Here is a 26,347-nt window from a genome sequence, read left to right on the forward strand (position 1 = left end):
AGGTGTTTGGCGAGGATGGGTGAGGAGCTGTCCATCATGACTGGGATCGCTGTCATTGCGGAGAGTCGTCCGCAGCTTGCGCCGTCCTTGCGGTCACGGTGATCGGAAGGACAGGCAAATGATCAATCTGGTTTCCACGCTCGATAGCGAGATCTTCACCGCCTATCAAGAGGTCAAGAAAGCACGGGCCGAGGCCGACTATGCCGCGATGATCCGATGGATGTCGCGCGTCGACCGACTCCTCGACCGCAGAGCGTCGACATAGCCACCCTGCTGCGAGTCGTGGCCGCGAGCTGATCGGCTCAGCTTGACGTATCTGACTGTGTCCCACCAAGTTAACCGCGAACCGCGACCGGCCGATGCGAATCCCGGTGCGCGGTAAGCGAACCTGGGTCGGGCACTTTCGATCAATTCGATTTCTACCCTGGGGCGGGCGCATCGCGCCGCGTAGATTGCGGGCTGTCGGCAGGTGTCCGACCATCCCGCGCGCAGTGCTGCGTCGACGTGTCCGCATCAACCCAGAGAGCGTCCGTGATAGAGATCGAGAGCCTCACCAAACGTTTCGGGGACCGTACTGTGCTCGACGACATCTCGTTGTCCGTCGGCAGCGGTGAGATCCTGGCGGTCGTCGGGCCCAGCGGTGCGGGCAAGAGCACACTGTCGCGCTGTGTGAGCTTCCTCGAGCGTCCGAGCAGCGGCGCAGTGCGGGTCGGCGGCTTGGACTTCGCGCGGCTCGACGGGGCCGAACTGATCGCGGCACGGCGCGACATCGGCGTCATCTTTCAGACCGCTCCCCTGCTGCGGCGTCGCACGGTCGCACAGAATGTCGCGTTGCCCCTGCAGTATCTGCGCGCCACCGATGACTCCGTCGGCCGGCGGGTCGCCGAGTTGCTCGACCGGGTGGGGCTCGCCGACCGCAGCGGGTACTTTCCCGCGCAGCTCTCGGGAGGCCAGAAGCAGCGGGTCGGGATTGCCCGCGCGCTCGCGCTGCGCCCGTCGGTGTTGTTGTCCGACGAGGCCACCGCGGGACTCGACCCGGCCACCACGAAGTCAATCCTCGCGCTGCTGAGCCACCTTCGCGACGAGTTCGGTCTATCCGTCATCCTCATCACGCACGAGATGGAAGTGGTGCGCGAAATCGCCGACTCGGTGGCCCGCATCGACGCAGGCCGGATCGTCGAACACGGTTCGGTCACCGATGTCATCCTGGATCCGGATTCGGCCCTGGCCCGCGAGTTGCTCCCCGAGCGCCCCGCCGTGACGCCCGCCGGGCCGGCCGACATCTGGGAGGTGTCCTACGCCTCACGTCAGGTCCCACTGGACTGGCTGACCGCCGTTCACAGCGTCCCGGGTATCTCGGGCCTGCGCGTCGATGTGCTCTCCGCCAGCGTCGAGGCCATCCGCGGTGTCGCGGTGGGACGGGCGGTGCTGGCGGTCTCACCCTCGGCCCCAACAGGTTTCGCAGACTATCTGCGAGACCACGGGCTCCACGCCCGCGCGGGTCAGATCAGCTCCACTCGGGAGGCGGCGTGACCCCGTCCGTCACCGTCGTGGCCCAGGAGGACTTCAGCACTCCATGGCAACACGTGCCCGATCTGCTGCTGCCTGCCTACGGGGAGACGTGGCTCATGGTCGGCATCACGATGGTTCTTGTCGTCATCATCGGCACCCCGCTCGGTGTCACGCTGCACAACACCTCGCCGCTGGGGCTCTATCCGAACCCGCGGCTGTTCACCACACTCAACACGATCGTGAACGTCGGGCGATCCCTGCCGTTTTTGATCCTGATGGCAGCGATCATCCCGGTGACGCGGTTCATCGTCGGCACCACGATCGGGATCCCGGCTGCGATCGTGCCGATGACGACCGCGGGCGTACCGTTCTTCGCCCGACTCGTACAGAACGCCTTGCGCGAGGTCCGGTCCGACGTCACCGACATGGGCCAGGCCTCGGGCGGCACCACACTGCAGGTCATTCGGACCGTGCAGCTCTCCGAGGCACTGCCCGCCCTCGCCGGGGCCCTGACGGTCAACATCATCGCGATGATCGAGTACTCGGCCATCGCCGGATCGATCGGGGCAGGCGGCGTGGGAAACCTGGCAATCACCTATGGCTACAACAGGTTCGACGACAACATCATGATCGCGACCGCGGTCACGCTGATCGTCACGATCCAGGTCGTCCAGTTTGTCGGCGACCGCGTCGTCAAGGCACTCACACGCTGAAAACCCGCAACACGAAGGAACATCCGTGACCGAGCAGCAGACCGCGTCGCCCGCCGCCGGCGATATCGACATCGAGATCAAGAAAAAACAGCGTTGGCCATGGATCGCGGCCGCCGTCGGCGTCGTGATCGTCATCGTCGGCGGCATCTTCTTCGCCAACAACACCAACCAGGACAAGCCATTCGGCACCACGCTCGACGTCGCGACGTGGAGCACCGACATCGCCGCCGAGAACCTGCTGGCCTACATCGCCCAGAACGTCGCGCCCGACCACGGGATCACTATCAAACCGGTGCGCATCGACAATCTCATCGAGATCAACCGTGCCGTCGACGCGGGCACGGTGGCAGGCAACTTCTTCGAGCATCAGCCATTCCTCAACGACGCCATCGCCGCCAACGGATTCCAACTCACGCTGGCCGCCCCGACATTCACCTGGGACCAGGCGACGTACTCGAACAAGTACCGCAGCTGGGCGCAACTGCCGACGGGGGCCAAGATCGCCCTGCGCGACGACCCGGCCGGTCAGGCGATCGCCCTGCTCGACCTGGCCGAGGCCGGGCAGATCACCCTCAAACCCGGCAAAGAGACGCTCGCGGGACTGCCGCAGCTCGGTGACATCGCGGCCAATCCCAAGAACTACCAGTTCGTTCAGGTTCCGATCGGCCAGCTGGCGCGCAGCCTCGCCGATGTCGACGCCATCGTGGTCCACATCTCCGACGTGTACGCAGCGGGCCTGACGGAGAACCAGATCCTGGCCCGGCACCCGGCTCCGAAAGGCAGCGAAGGCGGATTGGTGGTCAGCAACAAGCATCTCAACGATCCCAACGTCCAGAAACTCATCCAGACGTTCAAGGATCCCAAGGTCGCCGAATTCCTCAAGACCACCGACAACACCCTGATCCGCGACACCCTGGGGCCGATCTCGTGAGCCAGAGCAAACGCCCACTGTATTTCTCGGCGTTCGTGATGAACACCGCATCCCATGTGCTGCACGGCCTTTGGCGTGCCCCGGAGGCGCAGAACCACAAGTTCAACTCGCTTCGGCACTGGACGTCGCTGGCCACCGCGGTGGACCGCGCCGGCTACGACCTGCTCTTCTTCGCCGATGTGTTCGGGTTGCGGGCACCGTGGAACGGCAACTGGCGCAAGTCCGTCGAGGCCGGGATCCAGATCCCGGTCAACGATCCCTCCGTGCTCGCCTCGGCGCTGGCCGCCGCGACCGATCACCTGGGCATCGTGTTCACCAGCTCGATCATCCAGGACCATCCGTTCGACTTCGCCCGGCGCATGTCGTCGTTGGACCACTACACCGACGGTCGGCTCGGCTGGAACATCGTGACGAGCTTCAACGAGAACATGTTTCGCAGCTTCGGCCATGAGGGCACCCTCGCCCACGACGAGCGATACGAGTGGGCCTACGAATACGTCGACGTGACATACAAGTTGTGGGAAGGATCCTGGGACGAGGACGCACTCGTGCAGGACAAAGACCGCGGCGTGCACTCCGACCCGGCCAAGATCCACAAGATCAACCACGTCGGTAAGCGGTACCGGGTGGAGGGGCCGCACTTCTCGTCGCCATCGCCGCAGCGCACACCGGTTCTGTTCCAGGCAGGTTCGTCCCCGGCCGGACAGTTGTTCTCGGCCCGCAACGCCGAGGGCGTGTACATCAGCAGTCCGAATCCCGAGTCCGCACATCAGCTGACCGCCGAAACCCGTGCCCTGGCAGTCGAAAACGGTCGCGATCCACACGACATCACGTTCGCCCAGGGACTGTCGTTCGTGATCGGTGATACCCACGCCGAGGCAGTACGGCGCAATGACAAACTCAAGCGTTATCTGGATTTGGAGGGAATTGCCCTGCACGCGTTGGGCGATGCCGGAATCGACGCGGGCAGCCTGCCTCTCGACACGCCGATCAGTCAGCTCGGCGAGTTCACCGGGATCAAGAGTTTCACGCGTTGGGCGACCGAAGCGTCGGGCAATGCCGAGCCGACGATCCGGGACATGGCGTGGGTGTTGGAAGGGGCCAACCGCGTCGTCGGAACCGCTCAGGAGATCGCCGACCGCCTCGAGGAATGGCGCGAGGCCGGCGTCGACGGCATCAACGTCTACCACGCCACGGTCCCCCAGTCATTCCAGGAGGTGGCCGACCGGTTGTTCCCGACGCTGCGCGAGCGGGGGCTCATCGCCACCGACAAGTCGGGCACGCTGCGCCACAAGCTGTTGGGTCGCGGCGACCGGCTACCCGAGCGTCATCCGGCCGCCGCCTACCGAGGCGCCTTCGCCGACAACGATCTTCTCGACGGCGTCGGTGAGCGCGTCAGCGCTCCTGCGTGATGTAGGCCTGCAACTGCTGTTGCTCGGCTTCGAGCTCCTCCATCCGGGTCTTGACGACGTCACCGATGCTCACGATGCCGGCCAGCCGCCCACCGTCGAGCACCGGGACGTGCCGCACGCGATTCTCGGTCATCAGCACACTGAGGTGGTCGACCGTGTCGCGCGGGGTGCACGTGGCCAGAACCGTCGTCATGATCTCCGAGACCGGCTGGGCCAACAGGCTGCTGCCGCGTTCATGTAGCTTGCGCACCACGTCGCGCTCGGACACGATGCCTGCCAGCCCTTCGGAACCGACCACCACCATCGCACCGATGTTCATCTCGTGCAGCCCGGCCAGCAGCTGAGACACCGTGGCTTCCGGGGATATCGTCGCCACGGCGGCGCCCTTATTGCTCAGCACGTCCGCGATCCGCATCGCCCGCCTCCGATCGTGATCCACCTCACACCAGGCTAGGTCGGCAACGGTCCGGGCGAAAGGGGCTCGCCCAAGGCGCATCACCGGGTATATCTGGGCGCATGATCGAGGTCACTCTGCTCGGCACCGGCAGCCCCATCCCGGACCCGGACCGCGCCGGTCCGGCCACCCTGATCCGTGCCGGTGGCCAGACGTTCCTCGTCGACTGCGGCCGCGGCGTGCAACAGCGGTTGGCCGCAGTGGGTTCCGGTGCCAACGCGCTCAGCGCGCTGCTGCTCACCCACCTGCACAGCGACCACATCGCCGACCTGGGCGACGTCATCATCACCCGGTGGGTGACCACCTTCACCGAGCAGATTCCGCTGCAGATCATCGGGCCGCCGGGAACGAAACGGGTGGTCGAGGCGATGCTCGAGGCCTTCGGACCCGACATCGGGTATCGGATCGCCCATCACGCCGACCTCACCGCACCGCCGCCGGTCGAGGTGCACGAGTACACCGAGGGGCTGGTGTGGGATCAGGACGGCGTGCGAACGGTGGTGGGCCCCACCGACCACCGGCCCGTGGAGCCGACCATCGGGTTCCGCATCGAGCACCATGGCGCGTCTGTCGTGCTCGCCGGTGACACGGTGCCGTGCACCGGCCTCGATGCTCTCGCCGCAGGCGCGGGCGCCCTGGTACACACTGCGATCCGCAAGGATCTCGTCGAGCAACTGCCCATGCAGCGCATCCGCGACATCTGCGACTACCACTCCTCGGTCGAAGAGGCCGCGGCCACCGCAGCTCGCGCCGGGGTCGGGATCCTCATCCTCACCCACTACGTGCCTGCGATCGCCGCGGGTGAGGAAGACGAGTGGCGCGCCAGGGCCGCAACGGAATTCGACCGGCAGATCGAGCTGGGCAACGACCTGCACCGGGTCGAAGTTCATCCGGGGGTCTGCGCCAGATCGCGCAACTGATCGGCAGCACCGGCGACGACGTCGAGATCGGTACCGGCCCAGGGATGTCCGCGCCTGATGAGTACGACATGATCGAGGCCGAGTTCACCGAGCGCCAGACAGCGCTGCACCAGTCGGGCAACCGACTCGCCAGGTTCCAGAGCGGTGGTCACCGTGCGCTCGACCGCATCGGCGGGTCGCCCGACCTCGGCGCAATGACGGTCCAACACCCCGAGTTGGCGGCGGATGGCGCGCCCGCCGTCGGGAATGTCGAACAGGTTGCACGCGTCCCCGTACTGCGCGACAAGGCGCAGCGTGCGGCGCTCGCCCGTGCCGCCGATCAGCACCGGAGGATGCGGCACCGTCACCGGTCGAGGACTGCCGAACGGCTGCCCTGCCGTCAAGTACTCACCGCGAAAGGCGCTCTGATCGCCACGCCACATGCGATCAGCCAACTGCAACAGTTCGGTCATCCGCGCGAACCGCTCGGCGGTGTCCGGCAAATACAGGCCCATTGCAGTGGCTTCGGCAGCGTTATAGCCCGCACCGAGACCGAGCCAGGCCCGGCCGCCAGAGAGCACATCGAGCGTCGTCACCGCCTTGATGAGCAAGGCCGGCGCACGGAAGGTCGCCGCCGTCACCATGGTGCCCAGCCGAACCCGGCGCGTCGCGGCCGCGAGGTAACCGAGCACGGTGTAGGCCTCGAGCATCGGCTCGTCGGTCCGACACGACGGGTCGGCCTGCAGCAGATGGTCGGCGACCCACAGCGTGTCGACCGCGGTGCCGTCAAGGCTCGCGGCCAGTGCCGTCAGCCGGTCGTGGATCGGGTCCGGCCACGAGTAGTTCGTGACGCTGACACTGAGCTTCATGCGCGCCGACGATCGGTTCGCCGCTTCGGCAACAGCACACCGGCGACGATCAGCCAGACGAAACCGGTGAACCGGGCAATCGGCAACACCACAGCCGTTTCAGGCCAGATGAGGACCAGCGTCGCGAATTCAGCGAGCACGGCGATCGCAAGACCGGCCCAGGCCAGTGCCCGCGGCAACAACTCGAGCAGCAGGCTCGGCACCGCGATGCCTGCGAGCAGCAGGCCGAGCGCCACGATGTGCCCGACCCCACCGGTGAGGAACACCAAGTAGTACAGCGCGCGGATCAGTCCGTCGTCGACCACCACCTCAGGCCGGGACATGGCCCAGCAGATCAGGCCGGAGAGGCCGAGGGATCCGGCGGCCAGAATGCCACCGGCCAGGGCGATGGTCGCACCGGGCGCCGTGACGCCGAGTTGGCGCAGCCGGGTGCTCACGGTCGCGGCGTAGGTCGCCAACGGCACCGATGCCGCGAATGTGCCCACCGCACAGGCCCGCACGGCCCCGTGGTGGTCATGAACGTATCGAAGGATGTCGGCGGCGCCACCGTAGGGCAACGGCATCACACCGCCGATAGCGACGCCGACGATGACCCCGGCCAGCAGCAATCCCAGCGAAACCGCAGCCAGCGGGGCCAGCGGCGGTCCGCCTTGTCTGCCTTGTCTGCCGGTTCGGGCGGTCCGGGCGGCCGTGGCAGACCCGGCGGCCGTCACGGTCCGCGCGGACTGAATTCGATCACCCGATGAATCGTTCATATAATGAACGATATGCCCGCGGGACGATGACGGCAACCGTCGCCCGCCGAGTGCCGAATGTTTGCAATCATGAACCATTTGACGGTGATACGGTTTCAGCATGGAAGGTGGCCCGGACACCGCGGCATTCCTGCTGGCACAGCTCGGCCACCGGGCAGCAGCCCTGTTCGCCGAGCAGATGGCGACCGTCGAGCTGACGCCCCCGCACGCAGGCATCCTGCGCGCCATCGGCGCGCAGCCAGGGCTCAGCCAGCAGTCACTGAGCGCCCAGCTCAGCCTGTTGCCGAGCCGAGTGGTCAGCTACGTCGACGATTTGGAGGACCGCGGCTACGTCGAGCGGCGCCGCAATCCCGACGACCGCAGGTTGCACGCGCTGTACCTCAGCACGGCGGGCAAGAAGATCCTGCGGCGCATCGGCGAGCTGGCGCGCCGCCACGATGAGCGGATGACTGCGGGTCTCGATGCCGCACAACGAGATACGCTGCTGGAACTGCTGCAGACCCTCGCCGATCACCATGAGCTGACACCGCACGTCCATCCGGGCTTCCGCAACCTGGGCCGCGCGGGCTCCGTCAAGCCAGCCGGGTGATCTCCACGACCACATCCAAGTCTGTGGAATCCTCGCCGGAATAGATGCCCTTGAGCGGTGTGACGTCGGAGTAGTTGCGGCCGACGCCGACGCTCACGTACCGCTCGTTGATCTCGGCATCGTTGGTGGGGTCGTAGTGCCACCACCCGCCGGTCCAAGCCTGGATCCAGGCATGGCTCTGCCCGTCGATGGTCTCGCCCACCGCGGCCTGGCTGTCGGGATGCAGATAACCCGACACGTACCGCGAGGGAATTCCCATGGAGCGCAACATGATCAACGACAGGTGCGCGAAATCCTGACAGACGCCCTTCCCCTCCCGCAGGGCGTCGAGGCCCGATGAATGCACACCGGTGGTGCCGGGAACATAGTCGAGTTCGCTGCGGACCCACTGCGCGGCGGCGATAACCGCGTCCTGAGGTTCGTAGTCCCTGGCGATCCGCTCGGCCACCCGCTGGATCCGCTTGCTCGTCGGCGTGTAACCCGTGGGGCTGAGCACCTCGTCGAACCGGTCGAGCACCGCTTCGGAGGCGAGATCGTCCCAGCTGACGCTTTCCTCGGACCGCTCGACGACTTCAGTTTCGACGACCGACGACGACGTCACCTCGAGTTCGGTGTGCGGCGCATGCAGGTCGAATGCCGTCACCGCAGTGCCCCAGTAGTCCACGTACCGGTAGGACCTCGTGGCCGGCACGGTCTCCACCCGGTTGAGGATCACGTTCTGACGGGAATCCGACCGCGGTGTCAGCCGGGCCTCGTTGAACGACGCGGTGACCGGCGACTTGTACGCGTAGCCGGTCGAATGCACCACCCGCATGCGCCACATCTAAAGTTCCCCTTCTTCGATCACCAGAGCGCTGCCCCGGCCCGCGTCGGTCCAGCCCACCCACGGCGCGGAGTGGAAGTATTGCAGCGCCAACGCTTCTCCGACGTCTCGGCAGGTTTTCTGCAAGCTCGCCAGCCGCACCTCCAGCGATTCCAGCAGCGCGCCGGGTTGCAGGAACTCCAACTCGCTGCGCGCCCGGCCCAGCAGCCGCTGCGCCTCGGCCGTCGCCCCCACTCGGCTGTGCGGACTGTTCTGCAGCTCGTCGAGGCTGTGTTCGGCCAACCGCAGTGAATGGAATATCGACCGCGGAAACAGCCTGTCCAACAACATGAATTCGACCACTCGGCCGGCGTCGAGAACCCCACGGTAGGTGCGCAGGTAGGTGTCGTGCGCGCCGGCCGACCTCAGCAGCGTGACCCATGCCGGGGACGATCCACTGTCCCCGACCCGCGAGAGCAGCAGCCGCACGATCATGTCGACGCGTTCGATCGCGCGGCCCAGCAGCAAGAACCGGTAGCCGTCATCGCGGCTCAGCGTCGAATCCGCGAGTCCGGCGAACATCGCCGCGCGGCCCTCCACGTAGGACAGAAACTGATGCGGGCCAAGCCGTCTGGCTACCCGCTCCCGTTCGGCCAACCCGTTGTAGGTGGTGTTGAGGCATTCCCAGATCTCGGTCGAGGTGACTTCACGGGCGCCACGGGCGTTCTCCCGAGCCGCTGAGATGGCTCCGACGATCGAGGTCCCGCCGTAGGTGTCTCGGCTGAACGCCACGATGTCGGTCAGCGACCACATGTCGAGTCGCCCAGCGGGTGGCTCGATTCCGAGGACGCGCAGCAGGGTCCGCGATGCCTGATCCGGGTCGACGCTGGAATCCTCCAGCAGCTGATGGACCGTGACGTCGAGGATCCTCGCGGTATCGTCGGCCCGCTCCACGTACCGCCCGATCCAGTACAGCGATTCGGCATTTCGCGCCAGCATCCACCTCACCCCTACTGCTGCTGTTGGGACGACGAACCAGCCGGTGCGCCATTGCTTTTCGGATCGTTCGCGGCTCTGGGCAGTGACCGCACCACCTCGGCGGCCGCGAGTTCACGGTCGGCCGCCGATGTGCGCGACGCGAGCACCCAGGTGTCCTTCGATCCGCCACCCTGGCTGGAGTTGACCACCAGAGAGCCCTCGGGCAACGCCACCCGGGTGAGCCCGCCGGGCAGTACCCACACGTCGTTGCCGTCGTTGACCGCGAACGGTCGCAGATCCACGTGCCGCGGCGCCAACTTGCTGCCGACCTGGGTGGGCACGGTGGACAGCTGCATGACCGGCTGCGCGATCCAGCCCCGGGGATTGCTGCGGATCTTCTTGGTGATCGTCGCGAGTTCCTTGTCCGAGGCGTCCGGACCGAACACGATGCCGTACCCGCCCGACCCCTCGACCGGTTTGATGACCAGCTCGGCCACCCGGTCGAGCACCTCTTCACGTTCGTCGTCGAGCCAGCACCGGTAGCTGTCGACATTGGCGAGGAGGGGCTTTTCGCCCAGGTAGTACTCGATGATCGTGGGCACGTAGGTATAGACGAGCTTGTCGTCGCCGACGCCGTTGCCGACCGCGCTGGAGATCACGACGTTGCCGGCGCGGGCGGCATTGAGGATGCCTGCGACACCGAGCATCGAGTCGGGCTTGAACTGCATGGGGTCGAGGTAGTCGTCATCGATCCGGCGGTAGATCACGTCGACCTGCCGCTCGCCTTCGGTGGTGCGCATGTAGACGACGTTGTCGCGGCAGAACAGGTCCCGACCCTCGACCAGTTCGGCACCCATCTGCCGAGCCAGCAGCGAATGCTCGAAGTACGCCGAGTTGTACACACCCGGGGTGAGCACGGCGATGGTGGGATCGGCGACGTTGGTCGGTGCGGCGTTGCGCAGCGCCCGCAGCAGATGTGACGCGTAGTCGCCGACGGCGCGCACCCGGTTGGTGGCGAACAGTTTCGGAAAGACCCGCGCCATGGTGCGCCGGTTCTCCATCACGTAGGACACGCCCGACGGTGACCGCAGGTTGTCCTCGAGCACCCGGAAGTCGCCCTTGTCGTCGCGGATCAGATCGATGCCTGCGACGTGGATGCGTACGCCGTTGGGCGGGACGATGCCCGCGGCCTCGCGGTGGAAATGCTCACACGACGTCACCAGCCGACGCGGGATCACCCCGTCGCGCAGGATTTCCTGCTCGCCGTACACATCGTCGAGGTACATCTCCAGCGCCTTGACCCGCTGGGTGATACCGCGTTCGAGCCGCGACCACTCGGCTGCCGAGATCACTCGCGGCACCAGGTCCATCGGGATGTGTCGCTCCTGGCCGGACAACGAGAACGTGATGCCCTGATCGATGAAGGCCCGGCCCAGAGCCTCCGAGCGTGACTGCAGCTCGGAGGCATCGGACGGAGCGAGCTCGGCATAGATGCCCTTGTACGGGCCGCGCACATTGCCGGAGGCATCGAACATCTCGTCGAACGCCGCGGCGTAGCGCCCGAGCCGGTTGTAGCCGTCGAAGACGCCTTGATGTCTGACGCGCGCCGCCGGGGCGGTCTCTGCTCCCCGGGTCCGGGCTGTACGAAGGCTCATCCCCAACATGCTGCACCACCTGTCGCGTTTTCGCCGTCCAACCACGTAGCCCGTTTCAGCCCGCCAAACGCGGGTTGACGTGGTAAAACGGTGGCATCAGGTCGGGGCCTGGCGGCCGCCGCTTTGGGAGTTGGGGTACCGCGCTGGTACCCTGAACAGTCGCTGCCCGCTGTGCGGGTACCGCAGAGACTTAGGTAACCCCAGCTAGAGAATTACGAAGGAACTTCTACGTGGCCAACATCAAGTCGCAGGAAAAGCGCATCCTCACCAACGAGCGTCGCCGGTTGCGCAACCAGTCGGTGAAGTCGTCGCTGCGCACCGCCGTTCGCGGCTTCCGTGAGGCCGTCGAGGCAGGCGAGAAGGAAAAAGCCGCCGAGCTGCTGGTGTCGACCAGCCGCAAGCTCGACAAGGCCGCCAGCAAGGGCGTCATCCACGCCAACCAGGCCGCGAACAAGAAGTCCGCGCTGGCGCTGGCCCTCAACAAGCTCTGAGCTTCACGCTTCACCCGGCCGCGAGTTGCGCCACCCGGCGCACCGCGGCCTCAAGGGCGTAGTCGGCATCTGCCGCTGCGCCCTTTACGTCTGCATTGAGCGTGGCCACCACCCGCATCGCCTCGGCGACGGAATCCCGCGACCATCGCCGCGCCTGCTTCTGTGCCTTCTGCACCCGCCACGGCGGCATGCCGAGCTCCCCGGCCAACTTGTAGGGGTCCCCCGACAGCGGACCCACCCGGGCGATGGTGTGTACCGCCTCGGCCAGCGCATCGGCCAACACCACCTGCGGCTCGCCTGCGAGCATTGCCCACCGCAGTGCCTCTGCGGCGCCTGCCACGTCGCCGACGACGGCCTTGTCGGCGATGTCGAAGCCCTTCACTTCCGCCTTACCGCTGTGATAACGACGGACCGCGGCAGCGTCGACCTGACCGTCCGTATCGGCCACCAGCTGCGAGCACACTGCGGCCAGCTCTCGAATGTTCGACCCGACCGCATCGAGGACCGCGTTGACGGTGTCATCGGAAACCTTGACCCGCAGATCCCGGAATTCGCGGCGCACGAAGTCGGCCCGCTCCCCCGGCTTGGTGATACGCGCACACGGATGCACTTGCGCACCAAGCTTTTTCAACTGATCAGCCAGCGCCTTGGCCCGGCCACCACCGGAGTGCACGACCACCAGCGACGTGCCCGGCGGCAGGTCGGCAGCGGCACCGGCGATGAGCGAGACGGCGTCCTTGCCGGCTTCGGCAGCGGATTCGAGCACCACGAGGCGCTGCTCGGCGAACAGCGACGGGCTGAGCAACTCGGCCAGCTCGCTCGTGCTCACCTCACCGGCGCGCATCCGGTCCACCGGCACGTCGTCGGTTCCAGCCTGCGCGCGCGCCGCACGTAGTACGGCCGCGACAGCACGTTCGACCAGCAGTTCCTCGTCACCCAGCACCAGGTGTAGCCCTTCGGCCTGTTGGCTCACGCCGATGATGGTGTCACGCCGGGGCGACAGGGCTGACAGTCAGGCTTGCAGTGCATCCGACAGCGTCCAGGCCAGCGCGCACACGGCAAAGCCGGCGGCGGTCCGGCGCACCCAAAGCCACCGCCACGCGAGCACCAGCGTTACTCCGCCGGCGGCCACCACCGCCACGCCGACCCATCCCGACGGCGTGGGCACCGCCGCGCCCGGCACCGCCGACGCCCACCGCGCCACTGACAACAACCACCACAGCTCGGGACCGGTGAATCGGATCAGCAGTTGCGCCGCGGCGGGCCACGCGATCGCTATCACCGCGGCCGCGGTGCCCAGCACGGTGATGGGTGGGATCACCGCCGCCACCGCCAGGTTCGCCACGACCGCCACCAGGCTGAAGGTGCCAGAGATCCCGGCCACCAGCGGTGCGGTGACCAATTGGGCGACGGCTGCGACGCTGACGGCGGCAGCCAACGGACGGGGCCACCCGCGGGCCACCAACCGTCGCGTCCACAGCGGCGCGAGCACCACGATGCCCGCTGTCGCGGCGACCGAAAGGGCGAACCCGGCATCGACGGCCAGTTCGGGTGCGGCCACCATCAGCACGATGACGCTGGCCGCGAGCGCCGGTATGGCGCGCCTGCGGCGGTGGATCAACACTGCGAACAGGGTCACCGCACCCATCACCGCGGCACGCAGGACGCTGGCCGACGGTTGCACGACGACGACGAATCCGATCAGGCCGAGCGCTGCAACGCCGACCGCCACGCGTGGCCCCACCAGTCCGGCGCTCAGCAGCAGTGCACCGCACACGATGGTCACGTTGGCCCCGGACACCGCCGTCAGATGGGTCAAACCCGCAACCCGAAACTGGGCGGTGGTCTGCCCGTCCACCGTCGAGGTGTCCCCCAGCGCCAACGCCGGGAGCATCGCGGCCTGGTCTGCCGGCAGGGCGGCCCGGGCCGACTCGGCAAAGCCGGCCCTGATCCGCTGCGCCGCCCGCTGCACCACCGAGGCCTGCCCGAGCGTCGGCCGCCCGCTCGCGGTGAGCACGGCCACCGTGAGATCACGGCGGGTGGGCCTGCCGATTGCCGCCCGGAAGCGCGCGGGACGACCGACGGTCATCTCGGTGTAGCCACCGGCCGGGGCGAACACCAGCACCCGCCCCGCGACAGGGGCGCCGTCCAGTTCGGCAAGGTCACCGCGGAACATCAGCCGGCCACCCGCGATGACCCGAGGTGTCTCGGTGGCGCTGACGAGCACGGTCGCCGCGCCACCGTAGCGGGCGGTGATCGGGTGGTGCTGCTGCTGGTGCACCCGCAAACCGACGGCCACGGCGAAACCCGCACCGGCGGCGGCCACGGCCAGCACCGCGGCGACGCCGAATCCGAGACGGCCGAACCGGGTCAGCACCGCGACAACGCCTGTCGCGGCGACCACGGCGAGGACCGAACCGCCGATGCCCCACACTATGCCCGTGGCCGTCACGGCCCAGGCCGCCAGCGCCGCGGGAAGCAGCCGCAGGTCCAGCCGGTCGATCTCGACCTCGGGTTCATGGGTGGTCACACGCGGACCAGCGGCCGTAGTTTCTCCAGGCGTGCGGGGCCGATCCCGTCGACCTCGCCGAGCTGCTCCACGCTGCCGAACCGGCCATGGCTGTCTCGCCACGCGACGATGGCGGCCGCGGTCACGGGTCCGACTCCGGGCAACACGTCGAGCTGCTCGACCGTCGCGGTGTTGAGGTCCACCGGCCCGGCCTGCCCGTGACCGCCGGACGGCGTCGCGGACGCGGTCGATGGCGCGGTGCTCCCGCCGGTCACCGAGCTGCCCATCGTGGTCGGCTTGCCCGGCGGTGCAGCGATTCCGACCACGACCTGTTCGCCGTCGGTGACGCGGCGCGCCATGTTCAGCCCGATCAGATCGGCCCCGTCGAGGGGACCACCGGCTGCGGTGAGGGCGTCGGCGATACGCGCTCCGGCATCCAGGGTGACCAGCCCCGGTTTGTGCACCAGTCCCACGACGCTGACCACGACGGGCCCTGCGGTGGCGCTCGGTGTCGCGCTCGCAGACGAAACCATCTGCACCGGAGGCAGATTCGCTGCCGTGACCGGTGGCGGCTTGTCCCGGATCAGGGTGAAGACGGTGACCAGGACGGCCAGCACACCGACCACGGCCAGCCCCACCACCCCGGCTCGTCCCGGATCGGCACGCGCGGCTGCCAGCCAGCCCGACGGCCCGTCGGATGGGGTGTCGGGCAGCCAACGGGTCAGCGCACTGTCCGGCGGGGCGCTTGGCTCCCGCTCGGGCTCGGGATCATCGGCAACCGGATCCGCAGGCGTGAGCCTGCGACGCAGCCGCTGCTCGGGCAGTTCGGTGGGCATGCCACGACGGTAGGTACGCGCACGGACGAATCGGCCCGCAGCGGGCCCGTAAGTGGGCCGGCTGTGGATGAACTCAGCTTTGTGGATAACTACCGGGCGTGCCGCCCCTTGCGGTCCGTCGTCGAATCGGACTTGTTGGGGTGCACTGCCTTCGACTGCGCGTCGGCAATGGATTTGACGACGCGATCGACCCGGTCGATCGCGGGGCGGGCCGTCACCGGCTTGTCGGGCTTCACGGCGTCGCCGGTGTTGACCTCGGGGGCCGACGCGTGCGACTTCGGGGCCGCGACCGCAAGCGTGACCGAATGCGTCGTCGGGAAATCGTGTTGGGCCGCGGTGCGGATGTTCGTCACTGCGGTGTCGACGGAATCCTTGACGATGGTGGAGGCCACGTGAACCACATCGGCGGCCTGGCTCGCGGCAGCCTCCACCGCGGCGACGGGATTACCGGTCTGGGCCAGCTCCTGAGCACCGGCGTTCGCGGTCTGCACGACACCGAGCAGCACCAGCTCGCCGGCCTGGAAGGCGACCGCGGCACTGACCTTGATGGCCTCCACCGCCACCACCTGCGGCAGGGTGTGGGCGCCGGTCTGCGTGGGGTCCGGTGGCGGCAGCGGTTGATGCAGCGCCGTCAGGATCGTCTGTCGGGCCGTGTCGATAGCACCCGGCAACTGGCCCGGGGTGAGCAGCGCCGCCCCGACGTCAGACAGCTGCACCACCGTGACTTCCAGGTTGTTGAACGCCTTGGGCACCACATGGAACACGTCGTTGAGGATGATGCCCTCGGCCGCGGTGTTGGCCGGGCCGGTCACCGCCGCGGCCGCCGCTCCGATGGCGCGGGTCAGAGAACCGTTGGCGCCCAGGGAATTCAGGAACGCAACGGGCGCCTGCACCACGCCGAGCGGTACCGTCACCACACCCTGGACCAGGAACGGACAGATCAGGCTGCAATACGTCGCCTGGTTCTGCAGGAATGCGATGGGGATGGCACCGAACGAAGGGGCGGCCGCGAGCTGGACCTGCTCACCGACGACGCGGGGCGCCACGACTTGCGCGGGTGGTGTCACCGGGGCGACGACGACCGCCCCGATCGATGCGGCGGTGACGGTGGACAGAACGGCTGAGTGGACACGTGCATACACTTCGGCTCCCAAGAGTTGTGGTCCGGACACTCCTTCCAGACACGACAGCCGAAGGGCAATGGTTCAACACTCAAGTACCGGGCGAGGAGATCCGGCTGGGCAACGGCTCTTCGAGCGCGATACCGCGTGCATCGTCGGGCACATTCGGCCGCTGCGGCGTCGCCCGCTCCAGGAACCGCAGGAGTTCGACCGGGAACGGCAGCACCACGGTGGAGTTCTTCTCCGCGGCCACCTCGACGACGGTCTCCAGCAGCCGAAGCTGCAGGGCGGCGGGCTCGGCGGCCATCACATCGGCTGCCGCGGCGAGCTTTTCGGAGGCCTGCAGTTCTCCGTCCGCGGTGATCACGCGGGCTCGCCGCTCACGCTCTGCCTCGGCTTGCCGGGCGATCGAGCGCTTCATGGAGTCCGGCAGCACCACGTCCTTGATCTCGACCCGATCGATGTGGATACCCCAGCCCAACGCGGGACTGTCGATGAGCAGTTCCAAACCTTGGTTGAGGTGTTCGCGGTTGGACAGCAGATCGTCCAGATTGCTCTTGCCGATGATCGACCGCAGCGACGTCTGCGCGACCTGACCGATCGCCGACATGTAGTCCTGCACGTCGACCACGGCCCGCACCGGGTCGATGACGTTGAAGTAGATCACCGCGTCGACCCGCACCGTCACGTTGTCGCGGGTGATGCCGTCCTGCGCCGGGACCGGCATGGTGATGATCTGCGTGTTGACCTTCTGGAGCCGATCGGCGATCGGGATCAACATGGTCAGCCCGGGATTACGGACCTGATCCTGTACCCGGCCGAACCGGAACACCACCCCGCGCTCGTACTGCTTGACCACGCGGATGTTGCTGACGCCGATCCAGAACAGGATCAGAAAGACGGCGCCGGCCGCCCCGAGGGAGTAGAGCATGTCCATGATCAGACCTCGATCCGTCACTGTGGACCTATATCCGATTGTGCGACGCGCACGCCCGACTCGCCAGGGCATTCTTTCCGGGGACGACGCCGAGTGAACAGACCGTCGATAGTGTCTACTGGACCAGTGCAGGCTCATCGAGGAGACGATTCATGACCGCAACGCCCCGACCGCTCCGGGTCATCCAGTGGACCACCGGCAACATCGGCAGGCGCTCGCTGCACGCGATCATCGGCCGTGCCGACATGGAGCTGGTCGGGGTGTACGCGTACGGGGCCGACAAGGTCGGCGTCGACGCAGCCGAGCTCGCCGGATGGCCGCAACCCACCGGCATCAAGGCGACCAACTCGATCGACGATCTGATCGCGCTCAAGCCGGACGCCTGCTGCTACAACCCGATCTGGCCCAGCATCGACGAGCTGGTCCGACTGCTGGAATCGGGCATCAACGTGTGCTCAAGCGCGGCGTGGATCACCGGCGGAAAGCAGACGCCCGAGGATCGCGCGCGTATCCAGAAGGCTTGCGAGGCAGGAAATTCCACCATCTTCGGCAGTGGCGCACACCCGGGACTGACCAACATGGTGGGCATGGTGCTCAGCAGCGCATGCGAACGCGTCGACGAAATCCGCATCACCGAATCGGTCGACTGCGGCGTCTACGAGTCCGCGGGAACGATGGCCGCGATGGGCTTCGGGCAGGATCCGCAGACGCCCGGCCTGGCCGAGAGCGTGCGCCGCGAGAGTGAGGTGTTCGCCGAGTCGGCCGCGATGATGGCCGACGCCATCGGCGCAGACCTGGACCGGATCACCTTCGACGTGCAGTTCACCGCCGCCACCGATGACACCGATCTGGGATTCATGCAGATCCCGAAGGGCACCGTGGCCGGCGTGTACGGCTATCACCGCGGCTGGGTCGGCGACCGGAACGTGGTCAGCGTCGGATTCAACTGGATCATGGGCAACCACGTCACACCGCCGAAGCCGGTGGCGCACGGTCACGTGATCCAGGTGTTCGGCGTCCCCAACATGCGCACCGTGGTGTACTGCCTGCCCTCGAAGGACTGGAGCGAGGTCAGTCTCAACGGGCTGGGCATGATCTACACGGCACTGCCGGTGACCAACGCGGTGCCCGCCGTGGTCGCCGCCGCGCCGGGCATCCTCACCCTCAAGGACCTGCCGCCGGTCACCGGACGCTTCGCGGGCTGACGCGAGGGCGAAAATTATTGCGACGCAACGTCGGTAGCGAGGCCGACGAAACGGTCGAGGATGCCGTTCCAACCATCGGGCGATTCGAAGGCCGACCGCATCTCCGCGGCCCGGTCGCCGTAGCGGTCCAGGTTCCGATGGGTCAGATCGAGTCGGGTGCGTCCCGGTTCCACTTCGGTGAACGTCACCTCGACCTCGGTTTCGAAGTCGGGGTTGAACTTCCAGTCGGCATCGAGCTGCCACAGCATGACCACCCGGCTCGGCGGCTCCCACGCCGCAACCCGGCCCCAGTCACATTCGCTGCCATCTTCGCCACGCTCGTACCAGCGGCCACCGACGCGCGGCTCGAGTGTCACGTCCACCTGCGGCGCAGTACCGATCGAATGCTCGCGCGGCCAGTACTCGCCGATGCGAGCGGTGAACAGTTCGAACGTTCGCTCGCGGCTCAACGGCACGGTCACCGACCGCACAACCTCCAGCTCAGCAGCTGATTGGGTGTCCATCATGTCTCCTCACGACGCTTCTCGGCTTCGGCTTCCGCCAACAATGCGAAATTGTCGAGCGTGGTCTCCCAGAACCGGTCGAGGTAGTGGCGCACCACGTTCAACCCGGCCCGATCGATGCGGTACAGCCGGCGGGTGCCGACCACCGACTCCACGACCAACTCGGCATCCTTGAGCACCCGCAGATGCTGGGAGACCGCGGGGCGAGATACCGGCAACTGGTCGGCCAGCACCCCGACCGCCGTCGGCCCCTCCAGAAGGATCTCCAGAATCGACCTGCGGGTGTGATCCCCGAGTGCATCGAGCACAGCGGCAGCGGATGCCATATCGGTAAGTCTAGACTTACCGATATGGCATGGTCAACCGTAAGTGTGGACTAACGGTTGGGCTCGCGGACCGTCAGTCGGTCCCGTCGACGCGTCCGGCGGCTGCACGATCACTCCGTTGAACGAACCGCCACAACAGGACTCCGCCCGCGAGAATCGATATGGCAAGGCACAACTCGAGTACGCCGCCGTAGCCCGTGATCGAGAAACCGGTGGCACCGACGACGAGCATGACCGCGAGCAGGACCGCCAGTCCGATGGACAACGGCACAAACACTTGGGGCAGACGGATCGGGCGCGGCGCATCCGGCCGATCCTTGCGCAGCAGCGCGAAACCGGCGACCGCCAGCACATGGGCCAGGATGTAGCCGAGGTTGCCGGTGACGATGATCGCCAACGGCTGCTGAAGCACCACGAGCAGTACGACATTGAGCACCAGCATGACGTTCAACGCGCGTACGGGTACACCTCGACTGTTCAGCTTGCCCATCGCGCGGACAGTGATGCCTTCCTTGCCCATGTTGAACAGCACCCGCGACGCGTCGGCGACCGACGTCAGCATCACCAACAGCAGAGATGCGATGAGGCAGAGCACCATGACGCCGGCACCGGCACCGGTCAGCTTCGAGAAGCTCGCCACGAAGAAGGTCGAGGGATCCTCGCCGATGGCCTGTTCGCCGGCGAATCCACCCAGGGTCAGGGGCACGATGAAGAAGACGCCGAGGCAGAACAGTGCGGATGCCCGGATCGCGCGCGAGGTGTCCTTGACCGGGTCGCGGTACTCCGAGGCGAACGTGGCGCAGACCTCGACACCGAGCGTCGTCCACGCCATCACATAGAGCCAGACGATCGCGGTGTGCAATCCCCCGAGTCCGTGCAACTTCCACGTCAGGTCCATCGGTGCCCAGTCAGCGTTGAAGAGCGGGAAGAACACGAAGACCGACAGAGGGATCATCAAGATCGCAGCGGTCACGTAGACGAACGCCATGGTGACCCGCACACCGATGATGTTGATGCCGTACAAGATGAAGATGACGGCGAGTCCGATAAGGATGGGAAAGCTGAAGTGCAGCGGGCCGACATCGTAGACCCACTGCTGGTCGGGGAACCACTGCGACTGCACCAGCAGACCGGTGAAGGCTCCGTAGGTGGCGAGGTTGGACCCCCAGGGCAGCCAGTACCCGACTCCGGCCAACGGGGCGAGCCAGGGGGCGTACTTCTTCCACGCCTCGGCCGCATAGCCCGAGATACCGCCTGACGCATCGGGAAACATCGCTGCCAGTTCGATGTAGATCCAGTTGACCGCCAGCGAGATGGCCATGGAGATCGCCCAGAGCACGGCCGCGCCCCAGCCGCCGAGACCGGCGATCGACGCGCCCAGGGTGGCGACCAGCGCGGCGGGCATCGTCATCGCCATCGCAAAGCCGTCGAACCAGCGCATCTTTCGCGGTAGCCGCTCCTCTGCCGAATGCAACTCGGCAACACCGTCATTGGTCGTCATATCTCAACCTCCAGCATGATTGCGATTCCCGACGTGCTCCTGAACGCACGTCACGGGCGTGTTGGACGGGCGAATTCCTGGGGGCCAAGCACTTTCACAGGAACGTGGTATCAATCACACAGGCTAGATGGTTGTGACCAGAACCGCAACAGATCGACAATACTTGTCTATCAACATAATTCGTCACCACAGCCGCGCTGACCGGAACACCATCGGGCGGAGAGACCACTCTCGGCCTCCCCGCTCGGACGGCAGCACATCCTCGACGGAATGAACTATGGCTGAACGAAGTTGGTCACCATATCACTCGAAAATGTTGATAATCTTCGCCTTTCACGCAGGCCGGAATGAATCGTGCGCTGCGCGTGGGGCATGCTTGACCATGATGTGCCGCGCCACGGTGTACTCGGCGACAGCCGCCTGGCTCATGTCCTTGCCGAACCCGCTCGCCTTGACGCCGCCGTGCGGAGCCTCGGATGCGATGGGCAGATGATCGTTGACCCACGTCACGCCGGCCTCGATCGCATGGGAAACACGAAGTGCGCGTGCCACATCGAGCGTCCACACCGAGGACGCCAGGCCGTAGCGGCAGTCGTTGGCCAAGGTGACCGCGTCCGCCTCGGTACCGAAGGGCAGCACCACCAGCACCGGGCCGAAGACCTCGTCCTGGACGATCTCGGCCGACTGCTGCGCCCCGGTGATCAACGTCGGCGGGTAGTACGCACCAGGGCCCTCGGGAAGCGAGCCACCAGCTTCGACGGTGGCACCGGCGGTGACGGCACGTTGGACGAATCCGTGGACGCGTTCGCGGTGCTCCACACTGACCAGCGGCCCGATGTCGGTGGCCGGATCACGCGGATCGCCAACGCGAATGGCCGCGAACTTCTCCCGAAGGCGCGCCACGACATCGGCGAACACCGACTCCTGGGCATACACGCGGGTGGCCGCCGTGCAGTCCTGTCCGGAGTTGTATGTGGCGCCCATCGCGATGCCGTGCGCGGCCGCATCCAGATCGGCGTCCTCGAAGACCAGACACGGCGCCTTGCCGCCGAGTTCGAGGTGCACCCGCGCTCCACGGATCGACGCTGTCGACATCACCTGACGCCCTGCGCGGGTGGATCCGGTGATCGAGATCAGGTGGACGCGTTCGTCTGCGACGAGCGCTTCCCCGACCGACTGGTCCCCGGTCACCACCTCGAGCACACCTGCGGGGATCCCCGCCTCGACCGCCAGTTCGGCGATGAGAAGAGTACTGGTCGGCGTGATGGGTGCCGGCTTCACGACGATGGTGTTGCCCGAAGCGATGGCCGGGCCGATCTTCCACAAGCCCATGATCATCGGGAAGTTCCACGGCGCGATGCCGACGACCGGGCCCACCGGCCGGCGCACGATCATCGACGTGTAACCGTCGCTGAGCAGGCCTGCGCCGGACTCCTCCAGAGAGCGTGCCGCTCCGGCGAAAAACCTCAGATTGTCGGTGCCGAACGGTAATTCGCCATCGCGAAAGACTGCGGCAGGCTTCCCCGTTTCGGCCACTTCGACGGCGGTGAGCTCTTCGGCGTGGGCGTCGATCAGGTCTGCCCATCGCAGTATCGCCCTCGCCCGTTCGCCGGCAGTGCGCCGAGACCATCCGGGAAAAGCCTCGGCGGCAGCGGTGACCGCCGCCCCGGCCTCGGCGACAGAGGCCTCCGAGATGGTTGCGGTCCGCTCGCCGGTGGCCGGATCGATCAGCATCCGCGACTCGCCAGAGCCCGCGACGCGTTCGCCCCGATGGAATCGTCCTGCGGTCATACCCATACTCCTTCAGCTGTTGAAGCCGACGCCGAATCGATCGAATGTGCGCAATAGCAGTCCCCTGCGCCCGGTTTCGTCCTCGCGAGCCAATGCGGCCCGGGTGATTTGCACGGCGGGCCATCGCAGCGGTTCGGGCGGGAAGGGCACCGCGGTACCGGTGACGGCCTTGAGCCTGGTCCGTTCGGTCCGGCGTCCCGAAAGGAGATCCAGTGCAACCTGAGCACCGAAGCGCGTCGACGCGACGCCGAGCCCCGTGAACCCGACCGCGTAAGCGACGCGTCCGCCGTGCGCGGTACCGAAGATCGGGGTGAAGCGACTCGTCGTATCGATGACCCCGCCCCAGCGGTGGGTGAACGGCACGTCGTCCAGTTGAGGGAAGGTCTCCCGGAATTGGCGCGCCAACAACTGGTGCGACGCGTCACGCTGCTCCAGTTCGGGAGCCACCCGGTTGCCGAAGTGGTAGATCGCGTCGTAGCCGCCCCACAGAATCCGGTCGTCACGGGTCCGGCGGAAGTAGTGGAACTGGTTGCCGGCGTCGGAAAGTCCCTGATTCTGCGTCCAGCCGATCGCCGCGAGCTGTTCGGTGGTCAGCGGCGCGGTCGCCAGAACATAGTCGTACACGGGCAACATCCACGCTTTGAGGCGCCGCAGCAGCGGCGGGAAGGCGTTGGACGCGAGCAGCACCTGGCCCGTGGTGACCGCGCCGTGCGCGGTGCGCACCGTCAGTACCTCGCCGATGCGGGTGATGTCGACGGCCGGAGTCTGTTCGTAGATGACGGCGCCACGTTCTTCGGCCACGCGGCGTAACCCGTGCACGAGGGCCATGGGGTCGACCAGGCCGCCGGAATGCACGCGCAGTCCGGCCAGGAACAGCGGTGAGCGGACGTCGTCCTGAATTTCTTCTCGCTCAAGGAATTCCACCTTGATACCGCGACGGGTGTGCGATGCGACGGCGTTCCGCAGCGCTACCACCTCGTGCGGCGTGCGAGCTACGGTCGTCTTGCCGACCATCCGCAGGTCGGCGTCGATGCCGTGTCCGGCAACGAAATCGACGATCTCGGCAACGTTCTGGCGCCCCAGCCGTTCGAGTTCATCGAGCTCGTCCGGCCACATCGCCTCGCCGTGCGCAATGCCGTGCGTCAGCGACTCCGAGACGAAACCACCGTTGCGACCCGACGCCGCAGACCCGATCCAGGACTGCTCGACAATCACGACGCGGCGGCGCGGATCCTCCCCCAGCGCCTCGATCGCCGCCCACAGACCCGTGAACCCGGCACCGACGACGACCAGATCGGCCTGGACATGGCCGGTCAACTGGTGGGTTCGAGGCCCGGTTTCGACGCCCTCCCACCACACCGGCCGTGGCTCGGCGTCGCGCAGCTGATCGTTCACGACCGAGCGTCCGAGATGCTGGAGGTTTTCATCGATACTCCGAAATCCGATAGGTCGACCTCGGCCGACCATGCTGACAACTGCATTGCAATTCAGTGATCACGTGCCTTAAAGATGCACGTGGAGAGTACCGATTAAACCAAATTTGAGTCGAAGTTCAAGATTTTCTTCCCAGACGCCCGGATCTTTGGCAGAGTGACCCGCAACGAAGCGGAGGAGGTGACTCGTGGCGGTGAGCCGTACCGAACGGCGCGCGAACCTGCTTCACGCCGCACAGCGCGCGGTGATGAAGCACGGCGCCGACGTCCAACTGAAACAGGTCGCAGCCGAGGCCGGCCTGACGTCCGGTGCTGTTCTGTACCACTTTCCCGACGTACAGAGCCTGTTGGTCGAAGCCAACCGGGCTGGGATGGAACGGTTCTACGACGACCGACTCAGTGCCATCGAGGGCATTGCCGAACCAGCCCGCCGGCTGGTCGTGACGATCGAATCGGGCCTGCCCGTCGACTCCGACGACCCGGCGGTGAAACTACTGTGCGAACTCGGCGGCGCAGCGGGTCGCTACCCGACGTACGGCGTGCTGCTCACGGCGCTGTTTGACCGGCAGGTCGCGATGTACCAGGTGATCCTGGAATCCGGGGCGGCACAAGGCGATTTCGCTCTCGCGTCACCATCGCTGACCATCGCCCGCAATATCGTGGCACTCGAGGACGCGTACGGCTACCGCATGGTGGCACGCCATCCCAGCATCGACGCTGACACCGCCATCGAACTGATCCTGGCCTATGCACGGGTGGCGACCGGCCACCCACTCCCCCGCACATCCCCGCACGAAAGCACCCGCCCATGACCGCTAGCTTGACCATCATGTTCTGGCCCGAATCGGCTTACGGGCCAACCAATCAGTGCATCGGCATTGCCGCCAAGCTCCAAGAACGCGGACACAGGATCGTATTCGCGGCGGAATCATCCTGGGTCGGCAAGATCGCACGATTCGGTTTCATCGAGGAACTCGTCGACCTCGCCGAACCGGCCGAGGGCGCTCAAGACGACGATGCCGGTCAATTCTGGACGGACTTCATCGCCGAGACCGCACCAGAATTCGCCAAACCGACGATCGAACAGATCGCGACGTTCATCCAGCCGACCTACCAGGCGCTCATCGACGGTGCCAAGTACTGCGAGCCGAGGTTGCGCGAGATCATCGCGACGCACCAGCCCGACGTCATCGTCGAGGACAACGTTGTGCTGTTTCCGGCGCTGACCACGGCAGGCAAGCCCTTCGTCCGGTTCATCTCGTGCAGCCCGTTGGAAGTTCCGGGACCCGGTGTACCGCCGCCATTCTCAGGACTGCCCAGCGACGACTCCTCCGAGTGGGAGGCCTACCGCGCTGAGTTCGCGTCGACGATCCGGCCGATGTGGGAGGACTTCAACGCCTGGGTCCAGGCGCAGGGCGGCGCACCACTGGCCGATCTGGAGTTCATGCCGCGCGACAATGCGGCAACCATCTACCTCTATCCGAAGGAAGCCGACTACACCGATCGCCGCCCCTTGGACGACAGCTGGACTCGGATCGACTCCAGTATCCGGGAGACCGACGACGAGTACGAATTGCCCGCCGCGATGGCCGACCGCCCCGAGGACAGCGCGCTGATCTACCTGTCGCTGGGTTCCCTTGGCGCAGCAGATGTATCGCTCATGCAAAGGTTGGTCGACGGCCTCGCACATACCCGGCACCGGTTCATCGTCAGCAAGGGACCCCAAGCCGACAAGATTCAGCTCGCCGACAACATGGTCGGCGAGCAGATGCTGCCGCAGACCCGGATCATCCCGCTTGTCGACGCGGTGATCTCGCACGGCGGCAACAACACGACCACCGAATCCCTGCACTTCGGTAAACCGCTGATCGTGCTGCCCCTGTTCTGGGACCAGTACGAAAATGCCCAGCGCATCGATGAACTCGGCCTCGGCATTCGGCTGGACACCTACCACTTCACCGACGAGCAGCTGACCGACGCGCTGGAACGGGTACTCACCGATGCTGACATGCGCACCCGGGTCGAGCAGATCGGCAAGGCCGTGCGCAGCCGCGACGGTCTCAGCACAGCCGCGGACGTCATCGAGCGCGTCGGGCTGGCCCACCGAACGACCACGGTCTGATTG

Annotated in this window: 27 protein-coding genes; 11 read left to right on the top strand and 16 right to left on the bottom strand. The window is 66.5% G+C overall.

Annotated features, from left to right (window positions below; all coding sequences use genetic code 11):
• Positions 1-118 precede the first annotated feature (118 nt).
• From A5784_RS38120 to A5784_RS04090, 5 genes are all read left to right on the top strand, one after another.
• The gene (locus A5784_RS38120) at positions 119-265 is read left to right on the top strand and encodes a hypothetical protein (protein ID WP_156750362.1); all 147 of its coding nucleotides are present in this window, start codon (positions 119-121) and stop codon (positions 263-265) included.
• A gap of 266 nt (positions 266-531) precedes the next feature.
• Positions 532-1,533, top strand: a complete 1,002-nt coding sequence (locus tag A5784_RS04075; protein WP_064942582.1) for a methionine ABC transporter ATP-binding protein — start codon at positions 532-534, stop codon at positions 1,531-1,533.
• A complete protein-coding gene (locus A5784_RS04080) occupies positions 1,530-2,225 on the top strand; it encodes a methionine ABC transporter permease (protein WP_064942584.1) in 696 nt (231 codons plus the stop codon). The genes A5784_RS04075 and A5784_RS04080 overlap by 4 nt, the downstream gene beginning before the upstream one ends.
• 25 nt (positions 2,226-2,250) lie before the next feature.
• Positions 2,251-3,156: a MetQ/NlpA family ABC transporter substrate-binding protein gene (locus tag A5784_RS04085; RefSeq protein ID WP_064942586.1), complete on the top strand. Its 906-nt coding sequence runs from the start codon at positions 2,251-2,253 to the stop codon at positions 3,154-3,156.
• Positions 3,157-3,194: 38 nt separating this feature from the next.
• Positions 3,195-4,568 (top strand): NtaA/DmoA family FMN-dependent monooxygenase, encoded by a 1,374-nt coding sequence (locus tag A5784_RS04090; protein ID WP_064942823.1) that lies wholly within the window; start codon positions 3,195-3,197, stop codon positions 4,566-4,568.
• Here the strand turns inward: A5784_RS04090 and A5784_RS04095 are convergent.
• Positions 4,552-4,983, bottom strand: a complete 432-nt coding sequence (locus A5784_RS04095; protein WP_062827247.1) for a CBS domain-containing protein — start codon at positions 4,981-4,983, stop codon at positions 4,552-4,554. The genes A5784_RS04090 and A5784_RS04095 overlap by 17 nt on opposite strands.
• A gap of 101 nt (positions 4,984-5,084) precedes the next feature.
• On the opposite strand from A5784_RS04095, the gene A5784_RS04100 reads away from it, so the two are divergent.
• The gene (locus A5784_RS04100) at positions 5,085-5,942 is read left to right on the top strand and encodes a ribonuclease Z (RefSeq protein WP_064942588.1); all 858 of its coding nucleotides are present in this window, start codon (positions 5,085-5,087) and stop codon (positions 5,940-5,942) included.
• Here the strand turns inward: A5784_RS04100 and A5784_RS04105 are convergent.
• Together A5784_RS04105 and A5784_RS04110 are read right to left on the bottom strand one after the other, a co-directional pair.
• Positions 5,909-6,790, bottom strand: a complete 882-nt coding sequence (locus A5784_RS04105; protein ID WP_064942590.1) for a TIGR03560 family F420-dependent LLM class oxidoreductase — start codon at positions 6,788-6,790, stop codon at positions 5,909-5,911. The genes A5784_RS04100 and A5784_RS04105 overlap by 34 nt on opposite strands.
• Positions 6,787-7,545 carry a hypothetical protein gene (locus A5784_RS04110; protein ID WP_232005930.1) on the bottom strand — a complete coding sequence of 253 codons (759 nt, stop codon included), beginning with the start codon at positions 7,543-7,545 and terminating at the stop codon, positions 6,787-6,789. Before A5784_RS04110 ends, A5784_RS04105 begins: the two co-directional genes overlap by 4 nt.
• Before the next feature lie 100 nt (positions 7,546-7,645).
• Between A5784_RS04110 and A5784_RS04115 the strand changes: the two genes are divergently transcribed.
• Positions 7,646-8,134 (top strand): MarR family winged helix-turn-helix transcriptional regulator, encoded by a 489-nt coding sequence (locus A5784_RS04115; RefSeq protein ID WP_064942592.1) that lies wholly within the window; start codon positions 7,646-7,648, stop codon positions 8,132-8,134.
• Here A5784_RS04115 and A5784_RS04120 read toward each other — a convergent pair.
• Genes A5784_RS04120 through A5784_RS04130 form a run of 3 tightly spaced genes read right to left on the bottom strand, consistent with a single transcriptional unit; the run spans position 8,118 to position 11,569 of the window.
• The gene (locus A5784_RS04120; protein WP_064942594.1) at positions 8,118-8,957 is read right to left on the bottom strand and encodes a transglutaminase family protein; all 840 of its coding nucleotides are present in this window, start codon (positions 8,955-8,957) and stop codon (positions 8,118-8,120) included. The genes A5784_RS04115 and A5784_RS04120 overlap by 17 nt on opposite strands.
• Entirely contained in the window at positions 8,958-9,935 is a 978-nt protein-coding gene (locus A5784_RS04125) for an alpha-E domain-containing protein (protein WP_064942596.1), read from the bottom strand.
• Positions 9,936-9,946: 11 nt separating this feature from the next.
• On the bottom strand, positions 9,947-11,569 hold the full coding sequence (locus tag A5784_RS04130; RefSeq protein ID WP_502687489.1) for a circularly permuted type 2 ATP-grasp protein: 1,623 nt from the start codon (positions 11,567-11,569) through the stop codon (positions 9,947-9,949).
• A 230-nt stretch (positions 11,570-11,799) separates the two neighbouring features.
• On the opposite strand from A5784_RS04130, the gene rpsT reads away from it, so the two are divergent.
• Positions 11,800-12,060: a 30S ribosomal protein S20 gene (rpsT, locus tag A5784_RS04135; protein ID WP_029367273.1), complete on the top strand. Its 261-nt coding sequence runs from the start codon at positions 11,800-11,802 to the stop codon at positions 12,058-12,060.
• A gap of 10 nt (positions 12,061-12,070) precedes the next feature.
• On the opposite strand, the gene holA is transcribed toward rpsT, so the two are convergent.
• From holA to A5784_RS04160, 5 genes are all read right to left on the bottom strand, one after another.
• The gene (gene holA, locus A5784_RS04140; RefSeq protein ID WP_197514630.1) at positions 12,071-13,033 is read right to left on the bottom strand and encodes a DNA polymerase III subunit delta; all 963 of its coding nucleotides are present in this window, start codon (positions 13,031-13,033) and stop codon (positions 12,071-12,073) included.
• Positions 13,034-13,072: 39 nt separating this feature from the next.
• On the bottom strand, positions 13,073-14,590 hold the full coding sequence (locus A5784_RS04145; protein WP_064942602.1) for a ComEC/Rec2 family competence protein: 1,518 nt from the start codon (positions 14,588-14,590) through the stop codon (positions 13,073-13,075).
• Positions 14,587-15,405: a ComEA family DNA-binding protein gene (locus tag A5784_RS04150; RefSeq protein ID WP_064942604.1), complete on the bottom strand. Its 819-nt coding sequence runs from the start codon at positions 15,403-15,405 to the stop codon at positions 14,587-14,589. The genes A5784_RS04145 and A5784_RS04150 overlap by 4 nt, the downstream gene beginning before the upstream one ends.
• 89 nt (positions 15,406-15,494) lie before the next feature.
• Complete coding sequence (locus tag A5784_RS04155) at positions 15,495-16,547, bottom strand: hypothetical protein (RefSeq protein ID WP_064942606.1); 1,053 nt, start codon at positions 16,545-16,547, stop codon at positions 15,495-15,497.
• 70 nt (positions 16,548-16,617) lie between these two features.
• Positions 16,618-17,463 carry an SPFH domain-containing protein gene (locus A5784_RS04160; protein ID WP_064942607.1) on the bottom strand — a complete coding sequence of 282 codons (846 nt, stop codon included), beginning with the start codon at positions 17,461-17,463 and terminating at the stop codon, positions 16,618-16,620.
• Positions 17,464-17,615: 152 nt separating this feature from the next.
• Here A5784_RS04160 and A5784_RS04165 point away from each other — a divergent pair, with 152 nt between their 5' ends.
• Positions 17,616-18,668: an NAD(P)H-dependent amine dehydrogenase family protein gene (locus tag A5784_RS04165; protein WP_064942609.1), complete on the top strand. Its 1,053-nt coding sequence runs from the start codon at positions 17,616-17,618 to the stop codon at positions 18,666-18,668.
• Between the two features lie 14 nt (positions 18,669-18,682).
• On the opposite strand, the gene A5784_RS04170 is transcribed toward A5784_RS04165, so the two are convergent.
• From A5784_RS04170 to A5784_RS04190, 5 genes are all read right to left on the bottom strand, one after another.
• Entirely contained in the window at positions 18,683-19,171 is a 489-nt protein-coding gene (locus tag A5784_RS04170; protein WP_064942611.1) for an SRPBCC family protein, read from the bottom strand.
• Positions 19,171-19,497: an ArsR/SmtB family transcription factor gene (locus tag A5784_RS04175; RefSeq protein WP_064942613.1), complete on the bottom strand. Its 327-nt coding sequence runs from the start codon at positions 19,495-19,497 to the stop codon at positions 19,171-19,173. Before A5784_RS04175 ends, A5784_RS04170 begins: the two co-directional genes overlap by 1 nt.
• A gap of 73 nt (positions 19,498-19,570) precedes the next feature.
• A complete protein-coding gene (locus A5784_RS04180; RefSeq protein WP_064942615.1) occupies positions 19,571-20,998 on the bottom strand; it encodes an APC family permease in 1,428 nt (475 codons plus the stop codon).
• A gap of 333 nt (positions 20,999-21,331) precedes the next feature.
• Positions 21,332-22,789, bottom strand: a complete 1,458-nt coding sequence (locus A5784_RS04185) for an aminobutyraldehyde dehydrogenase (RefSeq protein ID WP_064942827.1) — start codon at positions 22,787-22,789, stop codon at positions 21,332-21,334.
• Positions 22,790-22,801: 12 nt separating this feature from the next.
• Positions 22,802-24,184 carry an NAD(P)/FAD-dependent oxidoreductase gene (locus A5784_RS04190; protein WP_232005931.1) on the bottom strand — a complete coding sequence of 461 codons (1,383 nt, stop codon included), beginning with the start codon at positions 24,182-24,184 and terminating at the stop codon, positions 22,802-22,804.
• A gap of 226 nt (positions 24,185-24,410) precedes the next feature.
• Between A5784_RS04190 and A5784_RS04195 the strand changes: the two genes are divergently transcribed.
• Positions 24,411-25,034 (top strand): TetR/AcrR family transcriptional regulator, encoded by a 624-nt coding sequence (locus A5784_RS04195; RefSeq protein ID WP_064942617.1) that lies wholly within the window; start codon positions 24,411-24,413, stop codon positions 25,032-25,034.
• Positions 25,031-26,344, top strand: coding sequence for a glycosyltransferase (locus tag A5784_RS04200; RefSeq protein ID WP_064942619.1), 1,314 nt, complete (start codon positions 25,031-25,033; stop codon positions 26,342-26,344). Before A5784_RS04195 ends, A5784_RS04200 begins: the two co-directional genes overlap by 4 nt.
• Positions 26,345-26,347 lie beyond the last annotated feature (3 nt).

This window comes from Mycobacterium sp. 852013-50091_SCH5140682, assembly GCF_001665685.1.
Classification (GTDB): Bacteria; Actinomycetota; Actinomycetes; order Mycobacteriales; family Mycobacteriaceae; genus Mycobacterium.

Excerpts from the sequence above, each read along its gene's own strand:
- A5784_RS04100 (WP_064942588.1), top strand. The coding sequence starts at position 5,085 with ATGATCGAGGTCACTCTGCTCGGCACCGGCAGCCCCATCCCGGACCCG.
- A5784_RS04180 (WP_064942615.1), bottom strand. The coding sequence starts at position 20,998 with ATGACGACCAATGACGGTGTTGCCGAGTTGCATTCGGCAGAGGAGCGG.
- A5784_RS04105 (WP_064942590.1), bottom strand. The coding sequence starts at position 6,790 with ATGAAGCTCAGTGTCAGCGTCACGAACTACTCGTGGCCGGACCCGATC.
- A5784_RS04090 (WP_064942823.1), top strand. The coding sequence starts at position 3,195 with ATGAACACCGCATCCCATGTGCTGCACGGCCTTTGGCGTGCCCCGGAG.
- A5784_RS04095 (WP_062827247.1), bottom strand. The coding sequence starts at position 4,983 with ATGCGGATCGCGGACGTGCTGAGCAATAAGGGCGCCGCCGTGGCGACG.
- A5784_RS04160 (WP_064942607.1), bottom strand. The coding sequence starts at position 17,463 with ATGGACATGCTCTACTCCCTCGGGGCGGCCGGCGCCGTCTTTCTGATC.
- A5784_RS04185 (WP_064942827.1), bottom strand. The coding sequence starts at position 22,789 with ATGACCGCAGGACGATTCCATCGGGGCGAACGCGTCGCGGGCTCTGGC.
- A5784_RS04110 (WP_232005930.1), bottom strand. The coding sequence starts at position 7,545 with ATGAACGATTCATCGGGTGATCGAATTCAGTCCGCGCGGACCGTGACG.
- A5784_RS04200 (WP_064942619.1), top strand. The coding sequence starts at position 25,031 with ATGACCGCTAGCTTGACCATCATGTTCTGGCCCGAATCGGCTTACGGG.
- A5784_RS04125 (WP_064942596.1), bottom strand. The coding sequence starts at position 9,935 with ATGCTGGCGCGAAATGCCGAATCGCTGTACTGGATCGGGCGGTACGTG.
- A5784_RS38120 (WP_156750362.1), top strand. The coding sequence starts at position 119 with ATGATCAATCTGGTTTCCACGCTCGATAGCGAGATCTTCACCGCCTAT.
- A5784_RS04115 (WP_064942592.1), top strand. The coding sequence starts at position 7,646 with ATGGAAGGTGGCCCGGACACCGCGGCATTCCTGCTGGCACAGCTCGGC.
- A5784_RS04170 (WP_064942611.1), bottom strand. The coding sequence starts at position 19,171 with ATGGACACCCAATCAGCTGCTGAGCTGGAGGTTGTGCGGTCGGTGACC.
- A5784_RS04165 (WP_064942609.1), top strand. The coding sequence starts at position 17,616 with ATGACCGCAACGCCCCGACCGCTCCGGGTCATCCAGTGGACCACCGGC.
- A5784_RS04130 (WP_502687489.1), bottom strand. The coding sequence starts at position 11,569 with ATGAGCCTTCGTACAGCCCGGACCCGGGGAGCAGAGACCGCCCCGGCG.
- A5784_RS04175 (WP_064942613.1), bottom strand. The coding sequence starts at position 19,497 with ATGGCATCCGCTGCCGCTGTGCTCGATGCACTCGGGGATCACACCCGC.
- A5784_RS04150 (WP_064942604.1), bottom strand. The coding sequence starts at position 15,405 with ATGCCCACCGAACTGCCCGAGCAGCGGCTGCGTCGCAGGCTCACGCCT.
- A5784_RS04120 (WP_064942594.1), bottom strand. The coding sequence starts at position 8,957 with ATGTGGCGCATGCGGGTGGTGCATTCGACCGGCTACGCGTACAAGTCG.